This is a genomic window from Thermoclostridium stercorarium subsp. stercorarium DSM 8532 (assembly GCF_000331995.1).
In the GTDB taxonomy this organism is placed as follows: domain Bacteria; phylum Bacillota; class Clostridia; order DSM-8532; family DSM-8532; genus Thermoclostridium; species Thermoclostridium stercorarium.
Genome location: NC_020134.1, coordinates 2856428 through 2878948, shown reverse-complemented (window position 1 = coordinate 2878948; position 22521 = coordinate 2856428). Strand labels below are relative to the sequence as shown.

Annotated in this window: 19 protein-coding genes and 3 tRNA genes; 16 read left to right on the top strand and 6 right to left on the bottom strand. The window is 43.5% G+C overall.

Going from position 1 to position 22521, the window contains the following annotated elements:
- Positions 1 to 81 precede the first annotated feature (81 nt).
- From CST_RS12630 to CST_RS12620, 3 genes are all read left to right on the top strand, one after another.
- Positions 82 to 158: transfer RNA gene (locus tag CST_RS12630), tRNA-Met, on the top strand.
- 47 nt (positions 159 to 205) lie between these two features.
- Positions 206 to 280, top strand: a tRNA-Glu gene (locus tag CST_RS12625).
- 10 nt (positions 281 to 290) lie between these two features.
- Positions 291 to 366: transfer RNA gene (locus tag CST_RS12620), tRNA-Val, on the top strand.
- A 101-nt stretch (positions 367 to 467) separates the two neighbouring features.
- Here CST_RS12620 and argB read toward each other — a convergent pair.
- Both argB and argC read right to left on the bottom strand, forming a co-directional pair.
- On the bottom strand, positions 468 to 1373 hold the full coding sequence (argB, locus tag CST_RS12615; RefSeq protein WP_015360319.1) for an acetylglutamate kinase: 906 nt from the start codon (positions 1371 to 1373) through the stop codon (positions 468 to 470).
- Between the two features lie 22 nt (positions 1374 to 1395).
- Complete coding sequence (gene argC / locus CST_RS12610) at positions 1396 to 2439, bottom strand: N-acetyl-gamma-glutamyl-phosphate reductase (RefSeq protein ID WP_015360318.1); 1044 nt, start codon at positions 2437 to 2439, stop codon at positions 1396 to 1398.
- Positions 2440 to 2669: 230 nt separating this feature from the next.
- On the opposite strand from argC, the gene CST_RS12605 reads away from it, so the two are divergent.
- From CST_RS12605 to CST_RS12565, 9 genes are all read left to right on the top strand, one after another.
- A complete protein-coding gene (locus CST_RS12605; protein WP_015360317.1) occupies positions 2670 to 3782 on the top strand; it encodes an ABC transporter ATP-binding protein in 1113 nt (370 codons plus the stop codon).
- Positions 3783 to 3960: 178 nt separating this feature from the next.
- On the top strand, positions 3961 to 4788 hold the full coding sequence (locus tag CST_RS12600; protein WP_015360316.1) for an Asp23/Gls24 family envelope stress response protein: 828 nt from the start codon (positions 3961 to 3963) through the stop codon (positions 4786 to 4788).
- 155 nt (positions 4789 to 4943) lie between these two features.
- A complete protein-coding gene (sigH, locus tag CST_RS12595; RefSeq protein ID WP_015360315.1) occupies positions 4944 to 5591 on the top strand; it encodes an RNA polymerase sporulation sigma factor SigH in 648 nt (215 codons plus the stop codon).
- A gap of 116 nt (positions 5592 to 5707) precedes the next feature.
- Positions 5708 to 7855, top strand: a complete 2148-nt coding sequence (locus CST_RS12590) for a Tex family protein (protein ID WP_015360314.1) — start codon at positions 5708 to 5710, stop codon at positions 7853 to 7855.
- A 240-nt stretch (positions 7856 to 8095) separates the two neighbouring features.
- Positions 8096 to 8533: a cell division protein ZapA gene (locus tag CST_RS12585; RefSeq protein WP_015360313.1), complete on the top strand. Its 438-nt coding sequence runs from the start codon at positions 8096 to 8098 to the stop codon at positions 8531 to 8533.
- Positions 8534 to 8560: 27 nt separating this feature from the next.
- Positions 8561 to 9112: an MlaD family protein gene (locus CST_RS12580; protein WP_015360312.1), complete on the top strand. Its 552-nt coding sequence runs from the start codon at positions 8561 to 8563 to the stop codon at positions 9110 to 9112.
- Between the two features lie 44 nt (positions 9113 to 9156).
- Entirely contained in the window at positions 9157 to 11592 is a 2436-nt protein-coding gene (locus CST_RS12575; protein ID WP_015360311.1) for a U32 family peptidase, read from the top strand.
- 31 nt (positions 11593 to 11623) lie between these two features.
- Positions 11624 to 12139 carry a dUTP diphosphatase gene (locus tag CST_RS12570; protein ID WP_015360310.1) on the top strand — a complete coding sequence of 172 codons (516 nt, stop codon included), beginning with the start codon at positions 11624 to 11626 and terminating at the stop codon, positions 12137 to 12139.
- On the top strand, positions 12136 to 13323 hold the full coding sequence (locus CST_RS12565; RefSeq protein ID WP_015360309.1) for a M20/M25/M40 family metallo-hydrolase: 1188 nt from the start codon (positions 12136 to 12138) through the stop codon (positions 13321 to 13323). The genes CST_RS12570 and CST_RS12565 overlap by 4 nt, the downstream gene beginning before the upstream one ends.
- 3 nt (positions 13324 to 13326) lie before the next feature.
- Here the strand turns inward: CST_RS12565 and CST_RS12560 are convergent, their stop codons facing one another.
- From CST_RS12560 to CST_RS12550, 3 genes are read right to left on the bottom strand one after another with little or no spacing between them, the layout of a single operon-like run.
- Positions 13327 to 14277: a tetratricopeptide repeat protein gene (locus tag CST_RS12560; RefSeq protein WP_015360308.1), complete on the bottom strand. Its 951-nt coding sequence runs from the start codon at positions 14275 to 14277 to the stop codon at positions 13327 to 13329.
- 24 nt (positions 14278 to 14301) lie between these two features.
- The gene (locus CST_RS12555; RefSeq protein ID WP_015360307.1) at positions 14302 to 15252 is read right to left on the bottom strand and encodes an OmpA family protein; all 951 of its coding nucleotides are present in this window, start codon (positions 15250 to 15252) and stop codon (positions 14302 to 14304) included.
- Between the two features lie 24 nt (positions 15253 to 15276).
- Entirely contained in the window at positions 15277 to 16746 is a 1470-nt protein-coding gene (locus CST_RS12550) for a MotA/TolQ/ExbB proton channel family protein (protein ID WP_015360306.1), read from the bottom strand.
- A gap of 251 nt (positions 16747 to 16997) precedes the next feature.
- Here CST_RS12550 and CST_RS12545 point away from each other — a divergent pair, with 251 nt between their 5' ends.
- The 3 genes from CST_RS12545 (at position 16998) to CST_RS12535 (ending at position 20124) form a co-directional block, all read left to right on the top strand.
- On the top strand, positions 16998 to 17600 hold the full coding sequence (locus CST_RS12545; protein WP_015360305.1) for an HAD family hydrolase: 603 nt from the start codon (positions 16998 to 17000) through the stop codon (positions 17598 to 17600).
- Between the two features lie 108 nt (positions 17601 to 17708).
- Complete coding sequence (locus tag CST_RS12540; protein WP_015360304.1) at positions 17709 to 19457, top strand: sensor histidine kinase; 1749 nt, start codon at positions 17709 to 17711, stop codon at positions 19455 to 19457.
- Positions 19458 to 19470: 13 nt separating this feature from the next.
- Complete coding sequence (locus tag CST_RS12535; protein ID WP_015485177.1) at positions 19471 to 20124, top strand: response regulator transcription factor; 654 nt, start codon at positions 19471 to 19473, stop codon at positions 20122 to 20124.
- Positions 20125 to 20293: 169 nt separating this feature from the next.
- Here the strand turns inward: CST_RS12535 and CST_RS12530 are convergent, their stop codons facing one another.
- Entirely contained in the window at positions 20294 to 21679 is a 1386-nt protein-coding gene (locus CST_RS12530; protein WP_015360302.1) for a hypothetical protein, read from the bottom strand.
- Between the two features lie 195 nt (positions 21680 to 21874).
- On the opposite strand from CST_RS12530, the gene CST_RS12525 reads away from it, so the two are divergent.
- On the top strand, positions 21875 to 22516 hold the full coding sequence (locus tag CST_RS12525; protein WP_015360301.1) for a hypothetical protein: 642 nt from the start codon (positions 21875 to 21877) through the stop codon (positions 22514 to 22516).
- Positions 22517 to 22521 lie beyond the last annotated feature (5 nt).

Genomic DNA, 22521 nt, shown 5'->3' with positions numbered 1-22521 from the left:
CGGACAAAATTATTTTTAAAGCCTCTTGACGAAATAACAAGTGCATGCTACAATAATAGAGCACTTGGCCGTAATAAATATGGCGGTGTAGCTCAGTTGGCCAGAGCATGCGGTTCATACCCGCAGTGTCGGTGGTTCGAATCCACTCGCCGCTACCACTCAAAGTGAGAAGCATTGCATAAAATGCCTCCCACTTTTTAATTGTGGCCCATTGGTCAAGTGGTTAAGACATCGCCCTTTCACGGCGGTAACGGGGGTTCGAGTCCCCCATGGGTCACCATTTTCTGTGTGGGCGCATAGCTCAGCTGGGAGAGCACCTGCCTTACAAGCAGGGGGTCATAGGTTCGAGCCCTGTTGTGCCCACCACAATTTAAAAATAACAGCCTCCGGATGATAAATACACCGGAGGCTGTTATTTTGTTTAACAGGGGAAGTAAGAACTCTGACTTTTCCTTTTATGCTTTTTTCTATAGTTTTTCCTTGTCGTAATACCGAACTTTTTCCTTTACAATCATTGTTCCTATACCCTGGTTTGTGAACATTTCAAGCAGGATGCAGTGAGGAATTCTTCCGTCAATTATGTGCGTGCGCTTAACGCCGTTTTCAAGGGCCTTAATGCATCCCATGACTTTTGGAATCATACCGTCTACTATGACGTTATCGGCAATAAGTTTTTTGACCTCGTCGACGGTAAGCGCGTTTACAATCTGCGGATCATCCTTTGACAGCTTTATTCCTTCAACATCGGTCAAAAGGATTAACTTTTCGGCTTTCAGTGCACATGCCAGTTCCGCAGCCACCGTATCTGCATTTATATTATAGCTTTGCCCGTTTTTATCCACTCCTATCGGAGCCACTACAGGAATGTACGGACCCTGGGAAAGAACATTCAAAATATGCGGGTTGATTTTTGTAATTTTGCCTACGAAACCCAAATCAATTTCCTCTCCGCTGTCTGAGTGAATCGTCAGTTTTTCACATTCAATCAGGTTGTCGTCAATTCCGCAGATGCCGATTGCCTTGCCACCCATGTGATTCAATAATGAAACTATTTCTTTGTTTGTTTTTCCCACCAAAACCATTTGCGCAACTTCCATTGTGGTTGCGTCTGTTTTGCGAAGACCGTTGACAAACTCGGTTTCAACGTTAAGGCGTTTTAGGGTGCGGGTTATGTCCGGCCCTCCCCCGTGGACAACCACGGGATTTACCCCGATGTATTTCAGAAGAGTAATGTCTTCCATCACCGAATGCTTTAATTCGTCGCTGATCATGGCGTTTCCGCCGTATTTTATTACCACTGTTTTGCCGTTAAGCGCCTGTATGTACGGCAATGCTTCAATAAGAATTTCGGCCTTTTTTATAACGTCTTTCATTTTGCACCTCTCTTACTCTGATTTAGAGATAAAATGCCGGGCTGCACAAACCGGTCGTTTCGTCAAGGCCAAGCATGATATTCATACACTGAACCGCCTGACCGGCCGCGCCTTTTCCCAGGTTGTCCAAGGCGCTTATTACTATCGCCCTGTTTGTGCGTTTGTCGTAATTTACGCTTATATCTACAAAATTCGAGCCCGAAACGTTTTTGGTTTCAGGGAGAATACCGGGCTCAAGAACCCTTACGAAAAACTCGCCTTTATAATATTCCCTGTATAATTCATAAAGACTTTCCGCCGACCAGTTACTGTGGGTCAGTTTCAAATAACTGGTGCACATCATACCCCTTTTCATCGGAACAAGGTGAGGAGTGAAAGATATCACAACCTTCTCGCCTGCAAGGGCCGAAAGCTCCTGTTCTATCTCAGGAGTGTGTCTGTGGTTTGTAACTCCGTAAGCCTTGAAATTTTCGTCAATTTCACAGAAGGAATAGGCAAGCTCTGACTTCCTTCCGGCCCCCGACATCCCCGATGCTGCGTCAACAATGATACTGTCAAGCTGCACAAGCTTATTCTTGACAAGCGGAGCCAGAGCCAAAACAGTGCAGGTGGGATAGCAGCCGGGATTTGCCACCAGCACGGATGTGGCGATTTTTTCACGATATATCTCCGGAAGACCATATACTGCTTTGTCTAAGAGCTCTTCCATTCCGTGGTTTGTTTTGTACCAGCTTTCGTATACGGTTTTATCCCTGAACCTGAATGCGGCGCTGTGATCAATCACCCTTTTACCCCGCTTTATAAGCTCGGGAATTACATCCCGGGATGCATCATGGGGCAGCGCGGTTATCACTATGTCGGCATTTTCGCATATCTCATCAAGTTCCAAACCCGAAAGACTGAGATTGAAAATATTTTTCAGATTCGGGTAAACATCTGAAAAGGATTGGCCTGCAAAGCTTCTTGATGCAACAGCACTTATTTCGGCTTCAGGGTGCTGCACAAGCAGGCGTACAATCTCGGTACCCACATAACCTGTTGCGCCGATAATGGCAATCCTAAACACTTGAAACCCTCCGTTGTATTTTTATACATAATTATAATCGTATATGCATAAAAATGCAATAAATAATGTATAAAAATAACGTTCTGCCGGTTTTTATCAAATTATATTATGCAAAGTCACTAAAACCAAAAAATCTTTTTTGGTTAAAAAAGTAGTGGTAAGCCGTGACTGGTTCATGTTACAGTAATGTTAAGCCAATAGTTTGTATTTTATTATTAGGAGGGGATTAAATGGCTGGCGTAAGACTGGTACACGTCTACAAGACATATCCCGGCGGTGTTACAGCAGTAAGCGATTTCAATATTGACATTGAAGATAAGGAGTTCATAATTCTTGTAGGACCTTCAGGATGCGGAAAGACAACAACACTCAGAATGATTGCAGGTCTCGAGGAAATAACCGAAGGTGAGCTGTATATAGGGGACAAGCTGATGAATGACGTGGCTCCGAAGGACAGAGATATAGCAATGGTTTTCCAGAACTATGCGCTTTATCCTCATATGACCGTATTCGACAATATGGCATTCGGTCTTAAGTTAAGAAAAGTTCCGAAGGATGAGATAAAGAGAAGAGTACACGAAGCTGCAAGAATTCTTGATATTGAACATCTGTTGGACAGAAAGCCGAAGGCATTGTCCGGTGGACAGAGACAGCGTGTCGCCCTGGGACGTGCAATTGTGCGTGAACCTAAGGTATTCCTCATGGACGAACCTCTGTCAAACCTTGACGCAAAGCTGAGGGTTCAGATGAGAACCGAGCTGAGCAAACTGCATCAGAGGCTGCAGACAACATTCATTTACGTTACCCACGACCAGACCGAAGCTATGACGATGGGTACGAGAATTGTTGTTATGAAAGACGGATTCATTCAGCAGATCGATACTCCGCAGGGATTGTATGATCGTCCTGTTAACATGTTTGTTGCAGGATTTATCGGAAGCCCGCAGATGAACTTCGCCAATGTATATGTCATTAAGGAAGATGACAAAGTATATCTGAAGTTCGGAGAAGATAAGCTTGAAGTTCCTGCCGACAAGGCGAAGGTAATTGAAAAGGCAGGATATATCGGTAAAGAGGTTGTATTGGGTATTCGTCCTGAACATACCCATGACGAACCGCAAAATCTTGAAAAGTTTGCAAACGCAACAACCACGGCCAAGGTTGAAGTTGTTGAAATGCTTGGTTCAGAAGCCTACCTGTATATGGTCATCAACGGTGTTAACTTTACCGCAAGAGTTAATCCGAGAACAACAACCAGACCGGGTGACACAATTAAGGTTGCATTTGATATGAGCTATATGCACCTGTTTGACAAAGAAACAGAAAAGGCAATCGTTCACTGATAAAAGTAGGAATAAACGAGCGGAGATGCTGCATCTCCGCTTTTATTTTTTGCTTAAATCCGGCGCGGAATGTGGTATAATGTGAGTATCATTGGGCAGTATTGGATAAAATTATATTTTTGAATAAGGTTTTTTATTTTGCCTTAAAGTTTATATTTTTTTTCGGGGTTGAAGCTTTATGCGTGTTGTGGGTTTTGTCGGGCCAAGCGGTACCGGAAAAAGTTACAGGGCGCTTTGGGTTGCAAAGGAAAGAAATATTGACTATATAATCGATGACGGGCTGCTTATTTACCAAAACCGTATTATTGCCGGGAAATCAGCCAAAAAGGAACCCACAAAGGTAGGGTCAATCAAAACGGCGCTGTTTACCGATCCAGACCACAGAAATCAGGTAATCGAGGCACTTAAAAAACATAACCCTGACGCCATACTTATTTTGGGAACTTCGGACGGTATGGTGGAAAGAATAGCGGAAATCCTTGGCCTTGGAACGGTCAGCGAAAAGGTGTATATAGAAGACGTGGCCAGCGAGCTGGAAATAAAGCAGGCTCTTAATACAAGAATACATCAGGGCAAGCATGTCATACCCGTGCCAACGGTAGAGCTGAAGAAGGATTTCGCAGGATATTTCCTGGATCCGCTGCAGATTTTTAAACGCAAAGCAAAGGGACATTTTCAGAATATGGGCGAAAAATCGGTGGTTCGTCCGCCGTTCAGTTATAACGGGAAATACACCGTATCGGATTATGCCATTTATCAGATTGTAAATCATATAATTACCGGGATGGAGGAAATGGATAAAATCTCACGTTTCAGGATAAACAAGGACAATGACGGGGTTATTATAGACATGGATGTAATAATGGTTTATGGTTATAACCTGGTGGATGCGATAAAAAGGGCGCAGAAAATGATTCAGGCCGGACTGGAACGTTTTGCGGCTTTAAATATCCGGGAGATATGTATTACCGCGAAGGGTCTGGTCATGAAAAAGTCAGAGCCTTGACAGTGTACAAGCAATAACATATAATTCTTTAGTAAGAAAGTAAGATAATGTATTTTACTGGGACGGTTACTTATTTTTCTCTGTTCTCTGTGGTGAAATATATACATATGCAAAACCGGAATTTAAGATAAACCAAGAGGATTGGGAGACTTAACGTGATAACAAAATTAACTGCAGAAGAATATTCAAAACTGGAAGACGAGGAAATAGTTCTGCTTGGCAGGCGCGGTGACAAAAACGCCACCGAATTTCTTATTAACAAGTACAAAGATTTGGTAAAAGCAAAGGCGAGGACTTATTTTCTCATAGGAGCTGATCGTGAGGATGTGGTGCAGGAGGGAATGATTGGCCTTTTTAAGGCCACCCGCGATTACAGGCATGATAAGTCCATGGCCTTTAAAACCTTTGCCGAATTGTGCATTACAAGACAGATGATAACTGCGATAAAAAATGCCACAAGGCAGAAACACATTCCGTTGAATACTTATATTTCCCTGAACCGTAAAGTCTATGATGATGATTCCTCCGATAAAACTTATATCGATATGATTGCGCATCAAATCGTAATGGATCCGGAACAGCTTCTGATAACAAAGGAAGAAATCAGCGGAATTGAGAGCAAAATATGTGAAATCCTTTCAACATTTGAGTGGGAAGTTCTGTCCCTTTATCTTAACGGGAAATCCTACACCGAAATAGCAAACAAGCTCAATAAACCTGTTAAGTCGGTCGACAATGCCCTTCAGCGGGTTAAGAAAAAAATTGAAAAATATATATTTAACAGCAGAGAAATGGTTGATTGAGTTGCCCTTTTTTTCAGGCATATAATTTCCCGAAACACAGGTATATTAAAAAGGCGTAATACTGTGTTTTTTTATTTGTGCCAAAATATATTTTTGCGGTTAACAGGAGGAAATTTATGGATATTAAGGCTGTTTTGCAGAAGGAATTTCAGCTGAGCAAGACACAGGTTGAAAATGTTATTAATCTTATAGAAGCGGGAAATACCATTCCGTTTATAGCAAGATACCGCAAGGAAATGACAGGGTCGCTGAATGATCAGGTGCTGCGGGAATTTAATGAACGTTATTCATACCTTAAAAATCTTGAAGCCAGAAAAAAAGATGTTTACAGGTTGATAGAGGAACAGGGCAAAATGACCGACGAAATTGCCGCGTCAATAGAAGGGGCAATGACCCTACAGGAGATAGAGGATATATACAGGCCGTTCAGGCCAAAGCGCAGAACCAGGGCAATGATTGCGAAGGAAAAAGGGCTTGAACCCCTTGCATCACTTATGATGTTGGGAAACATAACTGATGAAACAATAGAAAATAAGGCTCGGGAATATATAAATCCCGAAAAGGGTCTGAACAATGTGGAGGAGGTTTTGGAGGGAGCAAGGGATATAGTGGCCGAAGAAATATCCGACAACGCTTTGGTAAGGAAGGAGATAAGAAATATTTTTCATCTGTCGGGCGTTGTGGAGTCAGTGGCCGTTAAGGAAGAGGATTCGGTATACAGACAGTATTATGATTTTAAAGAACCTGTGAAAACAATTCCAAGCCACAGGATACTGGCCATTAACAGGGGAGAAAGGGAAGAATTCCTGAAGGTCAGTATCTCGGTTCCGGAAGACAAAGTTCTGGCATTCCTGTACGAAAGTTTTGGCATAAAAGACCGGGAAAACCGGAAACACATGGCGATGGCCGTTGAAGATGCCTACAAAAGACTAATCCGGCCGTCCATCGAACGGGAAATAAGAAACGAACTGACAGAAAGGGCCGAAGAACAGGCAATGTCGGTTTTTCGGGAGAACCTCAGAAAACTTTTAATGCAACCGCCTGTGCATAACTGTGTGGTTCTCGGAATTGATCCGGCATACCGTACCGGATGCAAAATATGCGTTGTAGACGAAACGGGGAAAGTACTTGCCACCGGTGTTGTATATCCGACCCCTCCGCAGAACAGAACCGAAGAGGCAAAGGCGGTGCTGAAAGAATTGATTGAAAAATACGACGTTGACGTTATTGCTATAGGAAACGGAACCGCCAGCAGGGAAACAGAGATTTTTGTCGCCGATATGCTTAAGGAAATAGAAAAAGAAGTCAAATACATGGTGGTAAATGAAGCAGGAGCATCGGTATATTCGGCTTCAAGGCTTGGGGCTGAAGAATTTCCGGACTTTGACGTATCGCTCAGAAGTGCCGTATCAATAGCAAGGCGCCTGCAGGATCCGCTTGCCGAGCTGGTAAAAATAGATCCCAAATCGATAGGTGTCGGGCAGTATCAGCACGATATGAACCAGAAGCGTTTAAGTGAAACACTCGGTGCGGTGGTGGAGGATGTTGTGAACAAAGTCGGAGTTGACCTGAATACCGCATCGGTGTCGTTGCTTTCATATGTTTCGGGCATCAGCAAAAGTGTGGCAGCAAATATAGTTGCATACAGAGAAAAGGTGGGCAAATTCAGAAGCCGTGAAGAACTTAAGAAAGTACCCAAGCTCGGTCCCAAAATTTTTGAACAGTGTGCGGGATTTTTAAGAATCCGCGACGGCGACAATGTGCTGGATAATACCGCCGTTCACCCGGAATCCTATGACGCATGTGAATTGCTGCTGAAAAAGCTTGGTTATACCCATGAGGATATACGGAATCACGACCTGGACTTGATAGACCTTAAGATTAAGGAAATCGGCCTTAAAAACCTTGCGGAGGAACTTAATATCGGCGAGCCCACCCTTAAGGACATTATAGAAGAATTGAAAAAGCCCGGAAGAGATCCGCGGGACGAACTTCCTCCGCCGATGTTAAGGCGTGACATACTTGATATTAAAGATTTGAAACCCGGTATGGTGTTAACGGGAACGGTGAGGAATGTGGCAGACTTCGGTGCGTTCGTTGACATAGGTGTGCATCAGGATGGACTGGTCCATATTTCACAGCTTTCCGACAAATTTGTGAAAAACCCTCTTGATGTGGTTTCAGTGGGGGACATAGTCACGGTAAAGGTTCTTGACGTGGACATAGAAAGAAAAAGGATATCGCTTACAATGCGCAGTGTGTAGAATGTTGCGCAACAATTCGTGAAAACAGAAGTTTGCGGGCATTGCACAATGTCCGACGTTTTTATTGAAGAAAAATATTTTTATGTGGTATACTTGACTTAAACCATTCAACTTTGGGCGTTGGTAAACCGATATGTTTACTAAGGCGATAGAAAAATGCCTTTTGTTGCTTTTTATTTTATGGAGATGTTTCGGCGTTGATCCTGTCCTATCATACGAAAGAAAACAGGAGTTGATGAGATGGCCGGCAAGAACAAGGTTAATGTTCGTATTGCGGGGAATGAATATACCGTATGTGGCTATGAATCTCCCGAATACATGCAGCGGGTTGCGTTATACGTAGATCAGAAGGTTACCGAGATCATGAAGGCAAATCAGGCTTTAAGCACATCAATGGCTTCAATTTTAAGCGCGATAAATGTAGTTGACGACATGTTCAAGCTTGCCGAAGCCAAAGATGCTTTGGAAAAGGAACTGGAAAGCGTGAAAAAGGAGCTGCAGCAGGTAAAACAGGAGAGGGACATGCTGTCTCAGCAACTTCAGAAAGCCAATGAAGAAAACAAACATCTTTTGCTTGAACTTACAAGATGCGAAACTGAACTTTCGGAAGTAAGGAATTCTCTTGCGAAAGCCACAGGAGAGACTCCCCCCAAGCCAAGGCTGCATAACGTAAAATAATATCTGAAATTTTCGGAGGATGTTGGTATGCTGAATACAACGATTACTTGGGGTGATCTTTTTAAAGTAGCTCTGTTCATCCTTGCCACAGGCGTATTGTTCTACCTTCTGCTGGCCGTTGCGAACCTGGTTGATATACTCAGGAATGTAAGGAGGATCCTTGACAGAAACCGTGCCAGTATTGACAATACACTTGAAAGACTGCCTGAAATAACCGAAAATGTGGCCAAAGTGTCGGATATGCTGAAGGAAGAGATGGAATCGATACAGAAGGTGGTCAAAAATGTGGGGAAAATTTCGGATTCGGCGAAGGATGCGGTGGAAGTACTGAAAAATGATGTTTTAGTAAAGGCAAAAGGCCTGCTGGAAGTTATGGACTGGATTAGAAAGATATTCGAAAAAGATGACAGAAAAAAGGAAATAGTTTACAGGTACAAGTACAGGCCACGGGAAGAGGAAGTTAAGGAAACGGTTCGGGGAAAGGATTCGGAACAGCGCGACTGTAATGACGACAAAAAACAGGATTTCATTAAGGAAGACGGGAATAATAACAAGTGTGATGTCGATGAAGGCGCGTAGAAAGAACCGAAAGGGAACGGACGGGTGAAAAACGGGTGCAACATATGGATGAAAAAATAGAGCTTCTTGCTCCGGCGGGCAGTCCTGAGGCGTATAAAGCCGCGGTTGCGGCAGGCGCGGATGCGGTATACCTCGGGGCGAAAGCATTTAATGCAAGAATTAATGCGAATAATTTTGACAACCAGACTCTTTCTGCGGTAATAAAAGACGCTCATGTCCGGGGCGTGAAGGTATACCTTACGTTAAACACTTTAATATCGGACAGAGAGTTGGAAGAAGCCCGAAAGTTGGCTTCTTTTGCGTATAATGAGGGGATTGACGGGATTATAGTGCAGGATCTGGGGCTTATTAATATTTTGAGGGAAACAGCCCCGGGTCTGCCCATTCATGCCAGCACACAGATGACAATTCACAATACGGACGGCGTAAGGGCAGCGCAGGCTCTTGGTATCAGCCGCGTTGTGCTGGCAAGGGAGCTGAGCCTTGCTGAGATAAAGGAAATAGTAAAAAAAACCGGCATTGAGGCTGAAATCTTCGTGCATGGCGCCCTGTGCATCTGCCGGTCAGGTCAATGCCTGTTAAGCAGTTTCATCGGCGGAAGGAGCGGAAACAGGGGAAGATGTGCCCAGCCATGCCGGCTGCCCTACAGAATTGAAGGATTACCCACTTCCGGCAATTACCTTTTGAGCCCGAAAGATCTTATGACGCTGGAATTACTGCCCGACATTATAGATACCGGTGTCAGGGCCCTTAAAATAGAAGGCAGGATGAAGTCAGCCGAATATGTGGCTGCGACGGTTATGATATACAGAAAGTACGTTGATCTTGCCCTGTCGGACAGGGAGTCATACAAGGTTGAGCCGGAGGATATTCGCCTGCTTGAACAGGTATTCAGCCGCGGAGGGTTTACGACGGGGTACCTTGACGGGAAGGATAAGAAACTTATCAGCATTGAGCATCCGAAACATTGGGGCGTCAGGGCAGGCACGGTTGTAAGGCTGAAAGGCGAAGTTAAAAAGAGTTTTTATACCGACAGGGAAAATACTCTCGTAGGTGTAAAGCTTGATGAGGAGGTAAATATCGGGGACGGTATTGAGATATGGGACGGGGGTATTTTATCCACCGTAGTCAGTGTCATGCTGCGGGACGGAAAACATGTAAAAAGCGCCCTGCCCGGGAGTACCGTCCTTTTGGGGAATTTCAGGCGTGATGCGCGCCCGGGCAGCCCCGTTTACAAAACTTCGGACAGAAAACTTATGGAATTTTTGTCCGGATTCGCATCGAAAAACGTACCAACGGTGCCTGTAAAAGGTGAGTTCCGGCTTTTTAAGGGTGAAAAGCCTTTGCTTGTCGTTACCGATTACAGCCAAAATACGGTCAGCATAGAGGGGAACGAGCCTTGCCAGGAAGCATTAAAAAAACCTTTAACCGGAGATCGGATTTGTGAACAGCTGAAAAAAACGGGCGACACTCCTTATTATTTCGATGATGTTCGGGTACTGACAGATAACAAATCCTTTATTCCCGTCTCTGTAGTGAATGAAATGAGGCGAAAGGCGCTGACGGAGTTGTCAAAAAAGCGGGAAAGCATGACAGAAAGGCGCTTTATACCCGAAAATACGTATTTTCCGGGAAATGCCATGTATTTGTCTTATGAAAGAAAAATAAGCCTGATGTTTTATAAAACCCCGCCTGAATTACCGCCCGGAAGCATAACCGCCGACAGGGTATACATCAGGCCGGAGCATACCGATGCCATTGAGCGGTTTCAGAATGAAGGAATAGAGGTATATGCAGCGATACCGGCGGTACTGACCGACAGGCAGATGGATATGTATATGAAAAGGATTCATTTAATGAAAAAACGCCCTGACGGAATCCTTGTAGGCAATCTGGGAGCGCTTCACCGCGTCAGGGAGGAGTTTCCTGATATTCCTGTTGTTCTGGATTATACGATGAATATTTTCAATTTGCCGGCAATAGCTTTAATAAGCAGATACAGGCCGTCGGGGATAATGCCATCGCTGGAACTGAATTTTGAAGCGCTGAGGGATATGGAATCCTGCGATATTCCGATGGAGGCTTATGTGTACGGGTCGATACCCGTTATGACGCTGGAATACTGCCCGGCAAGCAATAATGGGGACTGCGGGCAAAAATGCGGTGTATGCGGCAACAAACAGGGGTATTTGACAGATCATACCGGCAGGCGCTTTATGTATATCACCGATCCCGAACTTGGAAGGACAACGGTTTATAACAGCAGTATAATGATGATGGACGATCTAACCGGTTTTGAAAATACCGGCGTAAAAATCCTGAGGATTGGTATAATGGATGAAAGGCCGGACGAAATAACGAATATATGCAATTATTACAGGGAATTGTGGGTTAACCGAAAAACAAAGGCTTCCCGGGATTTATTGTTTTTGAAAAACAAAAGCCTTACACATGGTCATTATTACCGGGGAGTGGAATAGTTTAAAAATACGGAATGGAGTTGGGACAAGGATGAAGGAGATAGAAGTTGCGGTGGAAATATGTAGGGAAGGGGCAAAATTACCCGAATATCAGAACGAATGGGATTCCGGTATGGATGTATGTGCTGCCGAGGATGTGATAATAAGGCCTAATGAAACGGTCATTGTTCCTACAGGGCTTAAACTGGCAATCCCGCCGGGATATGAAATCCAGGTCCGTCCCCGCAGCGGGATCACACTGAGAACGCCGCTGCGCATATCAAATTCCCCCGGGACAATAGATGCGGGGTACAGAGACGAAGTCGGAATAATCATAACCAATACATCGGCTGAAACGGGCGACAGTACGGAATATTATACCGTTGACAGCTTGGGGAACAAACAGGGTATATATCTTATCAGAAAAGGTGACAGAATAGCTCAGCTGGTGCTTCAGGAAGTACCCAGAATGAGACTTAAGGTTGTTGATTCTGTTGCCGGTATAGGAACGAATCGCGGCGGTGGTTTTGGTTCTACCGGTGTAAACGAAAGAGAGGCAAAAATTTGAGAATAAAAATTATTCCGGAAGGAAGGGAAAAAGAAATGAGTAATGTCGGCGTAAATACCGAAAGACTTGTGAAAACTTTCTGTGAGCTGGTCAGGACAGACAGTACCTCAGGAAACGAAAGACAAATGGCCGATCTGATAAAAAAGAAACTGGAAGAAATGGGATATCGGCCGGAGGAGGACAATGCCGGCGAAACAATCGGCGGAAACGCGGGCAATGTTATTGTAAAAGTCCCGGGCAATACCGATGCCCCGCCTTTACTCTTCATGGCGCATATGGATACTGTTGAACCGGGTAAGGGCAAAACGCCGGTAATCAGCGGGGATATTATTAAGAGTGACGGGACAACCGTTCTCGGCGGGGACGACCTCGCAGGCTGCGCCTGCATACTGGAAGCCATTAACGTGCTGAATGAACAAAAGGTGCCCCATGGCGATGTGTACGCCGTGTTTTCGATTGCCGAAGAAACCGGCCTGTGCGGGGCAAAGGCTCTTGACGTTTTCAGGGTACCTGCGAAGTACGCCTTTGTGCTGGATGAAGGCGGGACGATTGGCACCGTTGCGGTAAAGGCGCCGTACCATAACAAAATTCGGTTTATAGTCAGGGGAAAAGCCGCTCATGCGGGTGTTTGCCCCGAAGAGGGAATTAACGCCGTTCGTGCCGCAGCCAGGGCCGTTGCAAGCTTACCTTTTATGGGAAGAATCGATGAGGAAAGCACATGCAATATAGGTATAATCAAAGGAGGCCGGGCAACCAACATAGTTCCCGATGAGGTTGTTCTTGACGGGGAATTAAGAAGCATAAGCGAAGAAAAACTTGAAAAATATACAAACGAGTGGGTGAAGTCCTTCAGAAACAGTGTGGAAGCCGAAAAGGCGTTGGTTGAAATTGAAGTGAAAAGGGAATACGGAGGATACAGCATTTCGGAAGATCACCCGATCATGGGGCTTTTGAAAAAGGCGACTGCTGTTTTGAACCTTCCCTTGTTGCCGGTAAAAACCGGAGGTGGCAGTGATACTAACGTCCTGAACACAAAAGGGATTCCTGCGGTGAATCTGAGCGTGGGCATGACCAATGTACACGGAACGAATGAACAAATATCGGTTTCCGACATGACCAGGGCAACTGAATTAATCCTGGAAATTATAAAGGCAAATGCCGGCAAGGAACAGAAAAATGAATAAAATTTAAGTATATCCGTACAGGGACAGGATTTTAAACATCCTGTCCTTTTCATCAATAATGCCTTTGCTTTTAAGCTGAATTGCCGTTCGGGCAAGCAAACCGTTAATCCACCCGCTTTCTATAAGATATTTGCAGAATGATGCCAGTGTTGAATTCCAGAGATTATTGCTGTTGCAGAAATTTATATATTCCCACATAACTTTTTTGCTTGGGGTCATGTTTCTTTTTGCAAATTCTGAAAGCGCATGGTTTACCTTGTCTATATCCTTTTGAGCCATAAAACACGAAATAAGAAGATTTGCATAATCGGTTCCAAAGGCATTTTCGGGTATTGCGGTGAAAAGGCCTGCAAGTCTGATGTCTCTCGCTACCGAAGGCTCTTTTTTAGAAAGTGCCTGAATGAGATCCCATCTTAATCTGTCATTAATGCCTGCAAGACCTACGCATATGTTAAAGAGCGTAAGAGCTTTCTCGTCGTTCCTTCCCTTTTTCAGAAAATACATGGAAAGCAGAATGTCGGCCACCGGGTTTTGCTTGTCGGCACCGGATATTTTCTGAAGTGCTCCTATTTTTTCGTCAAAGACGAAAAGGGAACGGAAATTCCTGCAGTAAGCCGAAAAACTCTGAAGGGAATATATACCGCTGACGGTTTTTTGTATTCGCTTTGCATATATTTTTTTCCTCATGAAGAGATCACTGTTTTTCCGGTAATACTGCGCGGCTGCGATAAATTTGTTTTCAGCAAGCAATACCTCAAGTTTGCCCAGCTTTGCGGGAGCGTAGGAAGGGTTTTTTTTCAAGGCCTGCATGAACATTTTATCCGCTAAACGGGGCGTACCCGAAAGGAGGTATTGAACTCCAAGACCGTAATAACCAAAAGGCCGTTCAGGCTTTCTTCGTATATAATCCTGGAATTTTAAAATACGAATGTCCAGAAGCAGTTTCTGATCCATCTGATATCCCCCGGAAAATGTTTATTAATTGCCTATTTTGGATTCTTCAAGATATTCCTGAATTATTTTTTGTACCTGGGTGTCCTTGATTGTTATAGAAATTTGAATACGGCGGTTTTTTGATTTAGCGGCTTCGGTTGTACCGGGATCTATTGGCCGGAATTCCGAAAAACCCGTTGCTGCAAAATACGCCCCGTACTTTTTCTCAAGGCTGGGGTTTTTTGCAAACATCGTGTTTATTACGGCATATGCCCGCTGGCATGAAAGCTCGTAATTTCTCTGGTATGACCCGTCAATATCGGCATGCCCCTGAATGTTAATTGCGTCAATATAATCCCGTATGTTTTCGTCATCGAGTATTCTTTCAAATGCCACGGCGAAACGGCTTAACAATGCCTGACCCTCGGTGGATATTTCAGCCGAGTTTTTGGCGAAAAGAAGACGGTTGTTAATAATAAGGTTTGCATTGTTGTCAATGGATACAAGCGGCTCGCCGTCGGGAGTGGTGGATGTTCCTATTTCGTCTTCAATGGATTTTTTTACCTCCTCAAGAATATTCAGCCTTAAAACAGAAATACTCTGAAGTTTTCCCCTCAACTCTCCCAGTTCTTTGTTGCTTTGAGCTATTATCCTTTCCTGTTCCTGCAATTTTTCAAGGGAAAGCGTCAGTTCGCGTTTTCCCTGTTCCACTTCGGCCCTGAGCCTTTCAGCTTCGTCCTGGAGCAGCCTGAGCGCGTTCTCCTTATCGGTTATTTCCTTCTTTTTGAGTTCCAATGTCTCCTCGGCAGCCGAAAGATCGGCCTTGGTCCGGTTCAGTCTTTCGGTCCAGACCGAAACGGCGAACGTCTGCTGGAAATAGGCTAAAAAAACAAGGAAAAACAGTACCAGCACTATTGTGGACATTACATCGGTAAATGAGGGCCAGAAATGCTGGGCAGCTTCAGGCTTTCTGAAATTTCGGTTCCGTACCTTCATAAAAGTAAGTCCCCCCTGTTTTTATTATTTGGCTGCCATTTCCCTGATTTCGGCAAGCTGACGGTCTATCCTTGCAGCGGCAACCTGATTATATGTCAGTACCTGTTCGGGAAGGGATGCTATGGTTTTTGCGAAATGTATCTGATTTTCACGGAACTGTTCCAGAAGCTGCAGTATGCCGTTTAGACTTTCCTCAACAGAAGACTTTATCTGTTTGCTTAATTCGGTACCTGCATTATTCAAAGTTTCGGCAAAGGAATTTGCGGCAAGGTTTCCGAAATCCTTCAGTTCGTCGTTTATTTTTGTCATCACTTTTGTGAAATGTTCCTGGTAAATTTCCAAGTCCCTTGTATGCTGCTGCATGTTGGTGTCCATCGCACCGGCAAGCTTTTCCACGACCTGTACAGTGGAGGATATTTCACTTACGAGCTTGCTGATATCGCTGACAAGCTGGCGGTTGTATGACGTCATCTCGTCGGCCGCTTCTCGGATGTTCTTTGAGAAGTTCTCAATGCTGTTATAGTTCGCCACGACAATGTCTGAGGCCTTTGTAAGAGCTTCAGCCACTTTTATGAAATTTACGTCCATTCTTTCAATGTTATTGCGCATATTGACGTTGAATTCATTAAGGTCTTTCATATTTGAAGCAAAGTTGGCAAGGGATTTGTCGAATTTCTCAACCGTTGCATCAAGGGTCTGGCTGGAGACGTTAACGTCCATGACCACATTGGTGAGTTTTTCACCGAATTGCTCAACGGTTTCCTTCAGCGAAGCCTGAATTTTATCACCGAACTCCATGAAGGTTTCCCTTAAAATGTTGTTCATCATGGTATATTCGGTTTCCTTATCCTGAGACACAACCATTGCCACAGTGTTGTCGAGGTATTCCTCAATATGTACCATCAGGTTTTCCCGGGCTTCTTCGGCGCTGAATATTGTAAGAAGTATGGTGAGTATAATTGAACAGCCCACACCTACAAGGCTTGTAACAAAGGCCGTTGACATTCCCTCAAGAGAGCCGATAAGATGGCTTATAAGTTTCTGTATACCTGAATTTTCTATAAGTTCGGTAAAATCCAGATTTGTAAATATCCCGGCAAGTTCTGCGACAGCCGTGGTCAAACCAACAAAGGTTCCAAATAATCCCAGTGTTATAAGAAGGGTGTTTGTATTTTTTATGAACCGTTCGCCCAATGCAAGTCCTCTTAAATGCAGGTTGAAATTCTTTTCGATTATTGCCTGGGTGTTTACCTCGCTGTAGCTTTCCTTTGCTGTTGTTTTGTATTCCTCAACAATCTTGTTCAGTACGTCCGTACGAAAAACTGCCTCTTTTTTTCTGTGCCAGTCGAGCAAGTCATCAAGGATGACAAGATACTTTCTGCGGATCACCAGATTTGCGATAAAAGCCACTACAAATATTAAAAAAGTTGTAACTATTATGTAAAAACCAAAACCCTGTACCTGCTCATAGATGTTTATTAAGGTATCGAACACTTTCCTTCACACCTTTCGGACCAATTTTTCATAACCTGTATTGTGCATGGCTTCAATGCGGAGTTTTTTAATAGCATAAGTATAACATATTTCTCATACGATCACGTTTACAAATGAATTAAAATATGCCACTTGAGCCACTTTTTTTATCTGCAGTTTAAGACGAAATTTTACATAAAGAGGTTCCTGGTGCGTAGAATTCGGTAAAAATATGTTACAATATCAAAAAAATTAAAAAGCGGGGAGAAATAATGATAAAATCGGTAATTTTTGATTTGGGACGGGTACTGTTGACTTTTGAACCGGTGGAGTACCTGAACAAACTTTACGGAAACGGGGAAAAAGCCAGAATACTTTATAATGCGGTATTTGGCAGCAAAACCTGGCTTGACCTGGACAGGGGAACGATTGATTATGAAAAGGCGAAGCGGGTAATGGCATCTGAATTTGCCAATTACGCTGAAGATATTGATTTTCTTATGGATAACTGGGTGGAAATAATGGCTCCGATTGAAGATAATATAGCAATTCTGAAAGAGCTGAGACTTAAAGGTTTCAAGCTGTTTCTGCTGTCCAATTTTCACAGGGAGGCATATGACAGGGTTTCTAAAAAATATGACTTTTTTAAATTATTCGACGGGATCTTCATATCATCGCATTACGGACTTCTGAAACCCGAACGGGAAATATTTCTCACGATGCTTAATAAGTTTTTGCTTGCTCCGTCGGAATGTATTTTTATAGACGATACTCAAATAAATGTTTCAGCTGCCGAAGAGCTGGGCATAACAGGAATTGTGTACACCGAACCGCAGAGGCTCAGACAGAAGTTGGAAGAACTTAAAATTTTGTGAATTTTTGCTGTCGGTTACAGCAAACCATTTTGTATACGTCAGAAAGTTTGCTAAAATATACTTTTGCTGAAAACGGTGGGAAATACAGAGAATTAAAGGGGCATGCTTATGAACAAGGCAGGCGTTTTAATACAGGTAATATGCGCCGTGCTGGCCGGCATGATTCTGGCTTACCTGTTTGCCAACGGAAGGCGGTGCAAAACAACCTACAGTTACATGCTGTGTATTGGCTTGCTTCTTTTCTGGAACATTGCTGAAATTATGCTTCTGATGTCCGAAAACCTGAAACAGGAAATGCTGGCGCTTAAAATCAAATTTGTGCCGGTGGTCTATATAGGCGTAAGCTGGCTGAATTTCTGCCTGACAATAGCAAATAAAAAAATTGTAAAGCACAGGTTGTACAAATACATAATAATTCTGTTTCCTGCTGTATGTTATGCCTTTCTTCTGACCAATGAGTTTCACCGCCTGTTCTATAAGGAAGTTATATTTGGGATTAGGATGGTCAGGGGGCCTGTGTTCTGGATTCATACCGTTGAGTCGTATTTCTGCATTATTACCGGCACGGTTGTTCTGATAAACAGACTGAGAAAGGTTGAAAAGTCACTTGATAAAAAGGTTTTATTCGCCTTGTCGCTTTTTATTCCTCTCACCGCCAATATTCTTATGCTCGCAGACGTATTGCCCATCCGGGGCTTTGACGTGACCGCCCAGCTTTTGCTGGTGACTCTTGTCATTACGGGTGTGGTTGTTTACCAGAAAAAATTCCTTAACCTGATTCCCGTTGCGGCAAGGCATTTTATTGAAAACATGTCGGACGGGATAGTCATTATTGACAATGAAAACACTATAGTGGGGCTTAACGATGCGGTAAACTGGATAATGCCCGAACTGAAGCTGAATATTTATGATTCGGCTGTGAAACTGTCGGAATACATAAGAAACAGTGCTGACGGAGAAATGAGGGACAAGGTCGCCGATGCCATTGAGCTGCCGGCGGAAGCATGTCCCGTAAAAGGAAATCTGGAAATAGCAGGTGTTAATGTTTCAGTCGAAATCGGAGTTCTCAGGGGGTTCAACCAGTCTTTCAACGGCAAGATTGTCATTTTTGAGGACCGCAGCGAGGAGCATAAACTGCTGAATGAAATAAAAAACAAAAACATACTGCTGACACATGTAAACGAAAGGCTTTTGCAGGTAAACAAAATGCTTAGTGAGGCAAATCACCGGCTGGAACAGTATTCCCGCACGGCGGAAGAACTGGCGGTGGCGAGGGAGAGAAACCGGATGGGGCGCGAGGTGCATGATACCGTTGGACATACACTTACTCTGCTGATTGCAATGGCCGAAAACATAAGGTCGAAACTTCAGGATGAGCAGGAAGAATTAAAGAAAATGATTGATAAAAGCATAGAGATTTCAAAAGAAGCCTTGAACGATATCCGTAATTATCTTAAGGGGCAGTATGCGGGCTCATTTAAAAATACCGGGCTTGACGAATGGCTGAAAGACCTGTCCAATGACCATATTGCTTCAGGAGTAAAAATTGATGTTTCAATAGACGAAAGCTTATCGGAGATTGATACCGCCAGAGCCATGGCCATATACCGGATTTGCCAGGAGTCGGTCACAAATGCAATCCGCCATGGACATGCAAAAACGGTGAATATTATCATTAAATCGAATTCAGGCGGAATAAAACTCTATATTATTGACGACGGAAAGGGATGCAGTGAAATAGTTAAAGGTTATGGCCTGACGGGAATGGAAGAGCGGGTTGCCAGGTTCGGCGGAACCATTTCCTTTGGTTCCGACGGCGAAAACGGGTTTAGTGTTATAGCCTATATACCTGTGTGATATCTTTCAGGGGGTGTTTGAAACGGGTCAGGATCAAGTAAGGGTTATAATTGCAGATGACAGCTTTGTTTTCAGGGAATCCATGAAGGAGCTTCTGTCACAGGATCCGGAAATTACAGTTGTGGCTTCTGCGTCAAACGGCCTGGAAGCCTTTGAATTATGCCGGGAATTCAAGCCCGATATAGTCATCATGGATGTAAGGATGCCGGAATGCAGCGGAATTGACGGCACAAGGCTTATAAAAACTCATATGCCCGATATTAAGGTGATAATGTTCACAACTTTTGAGGATCAGGACTATATCACAGAAGCCGTTAAATATGGAGCCGAAGGATATATTTTAAAGGACTCCGGGCAGGAACACATCAGAATGGTAATAAAAAGCGTTTACAAAGGATATCCTGTTTTCCACAAAAAAGCGCTTGATTCAATGGCTCAGTCCATTTCAGGAAGCAAAACCGAGAAAGCCGAAATTAATCTGTCCCCGATTGAAAAGGAGATATTGAGGCTTGTGGTCGAAGGCAGGAGCAATAAACAGATTGGCTGTGTTCTGGGGCTCAGCGAAGGAAGAGTGAAAAACATTTTAAGCGAGCTTTTTGAAAAGACAAATACCCGGGATCGCACTCAGCTTGCCGTTTTTGCGGTAAGGAATGATCTGGTGGATTAACCGGGATAAAAAAAAAGAAGGTTAAACTGTAGGGGGGCAAGGGAATTACAGTTCAACCTGTCAGTAAAAAGATGAACAATTACTATGATATCCTATTTCCCCCGAATTTTGAAGTACCCAGTAGTCACTTTAATGTCAACCGAATAATTAAATAAGGTTAACGAAAAAATCATGAGATATTGTATCTGTTCAGTAAAGCCTGATGGTGCAGGTTTTGTTTTTTATATTCGGCAATGACGGGTATGATCTCAGATTTTTTAAGATATCGGTGCCGGATGGTTACATGGTTTTCCAGATTGTTTTGACGCACAAGTTTCATTATGGTTTTGTGATCAATATGATGCTGATCCATCAGTTCCTGTATCGTGATGTAATCCTCTATGGGCCTTGGAATCAACGGATCCCCGCCGAAGTATTTTTTGCACAGCACTGAGATGGTGGTGGGATTGCTTCCCAGCTGTTCGGCGATTTCAATATATGTCAGGCCTTTTTTTCTGAGATCCCAAATCAGCTGGGGATCTATCACTTTCTGTTCGGTTCTGGAGCTTTTGTATACATACCCGAATTTTTCAACAAGCTGGTTTATTTTCATCTTCCTTTTTTTTGCAATGCGTTTCAAATACGAGTACACGCTGTTGTTTGAATAAAGGTTGTATATATATTTGCCTTTGGCAACTTCGGAAAGCCGCTTTTTTATGATTTCATCCTCTTTTTTCATAAGTGCCGACTGTATTCTGCCCGCCAGTTTTTTCTGATTTTCGCCGTTGCCGATGGTTTTATAAAAATAATATTCCTTGGCTTTCATTGGTTTTCCGTCAAAAACGGTTATAAGCATGCTTGTAAGTCCTAATTTTCTGAAACCGTTGCTGTTTAAAAGCAGTATGTCGTCATCGGTAAGCTGATTTTCTGAAAAAACCTTGTCCATAAACCTACAGGCGTTTTCATAGGTTTTTTTGACCGAATTTGTCCGCCATTTTGTCTTGTATTTAAAATCGGTGGGGTGAAAACGTCCGGGGTAAACAAAGTCAAAAAGCTTGTATATCGACCAGTCAAACCTTGACAAAACGTTATATATTCCATACTTAAGCAAACGTTTTTTCCAGTCGTATTCCGGTATAAGCTCAACGCGGCGTATACCTTCCTTCAGAACCATGTACTGAACTGCCTCTATGACGTATTTGTCATTATTCCATATGCCATGCTTGCTCCACATCCACTCGGTAAGCTGTCTTTTCTTGAATTCTTCCGGGTATGCGTTTTTCAGAACGGCCAGTACGTCATTGTCAAAAACAGTTTGAAGCATTCCTGAAAGCCGGTTTTTAACAAAAATTTCTCTCAGTTGTTTCAGGTTATATTCGGGAAGTTTGTCAACAGTTATTCCTTCGACATATTCCAGACAATATTTCGTTATGACCTGGCAATTAAGCCGTATACCGGTTTTTTGCTTTTCATTCTGCCAGAAATTTTTCCTGAAAGGCTGACCTTTATCCAAAACATCTCTGTACTCGGCCAGGGCCATTAGCTGTTCCGTATCCATGTCGAACAGGTTTAACATAATCATCCCTCAAACAGAATGAATTATTATGGACGAATTGGAAATAAGCTGTGACTTGAAAACATTTTACAAACATAATAATAGTATTATATAATAATTAAAGGAAAATACGCAAGAATCATGTCTTCCCTGAGGATGTTTTCATAATCTGTTTTGAAAAATACGGCATTTTGACGGATTTGCTTGGAGGGACCTATGGCAGTGGTATATTTCTACGTCCCGGCTGAAAAGGCTGATGATGTTATAGAATGCGGCCTTAAATTATCCGAATGGAAGGACAGGGAACAGCAAACCCCGTGGAATCCGGAACCCCGGGCATGTCTTTGCGCCCGGTTGCACCCGGATGATGATAAGAGAAGCGGGGATCCGCGCTACCGCTGCATAAAAATTAACATTCCTGCTGAAGACTGCGTGGTGGCCGACGGCGATTTGTACAGGCTAAGTATGAAATTTCCCGATCTCAAACAGAAATACATAGGCACAATGGTCCCGCTGAACAGGTACATGTTTGGCTCTTTTCGGAAACCCGAATGCCTTATTTTCACAACTATCCTCGGAGAGCAGATAAGTATATACGGAAAGGGACTGGATGATCCAATTCTTTATGAAAATTCCGAAACACTGTATGTAAATAATATAATTGAACGGTACAATGACAAGTATGACGGAATAAATCAAGCTTTGCTTTACTGTTTTCTTTCGGCGCAGTCACGGAACGGTGTTTTGGAGAATCTTACGCTGGATGACAGTCTGGCATATTTCTCTACAAAAGACCACAATCGGTACGTAACCCTTTCGGTACCCGATTTGAAAAAATACGTCTTGGATTTGATATGAAGGTT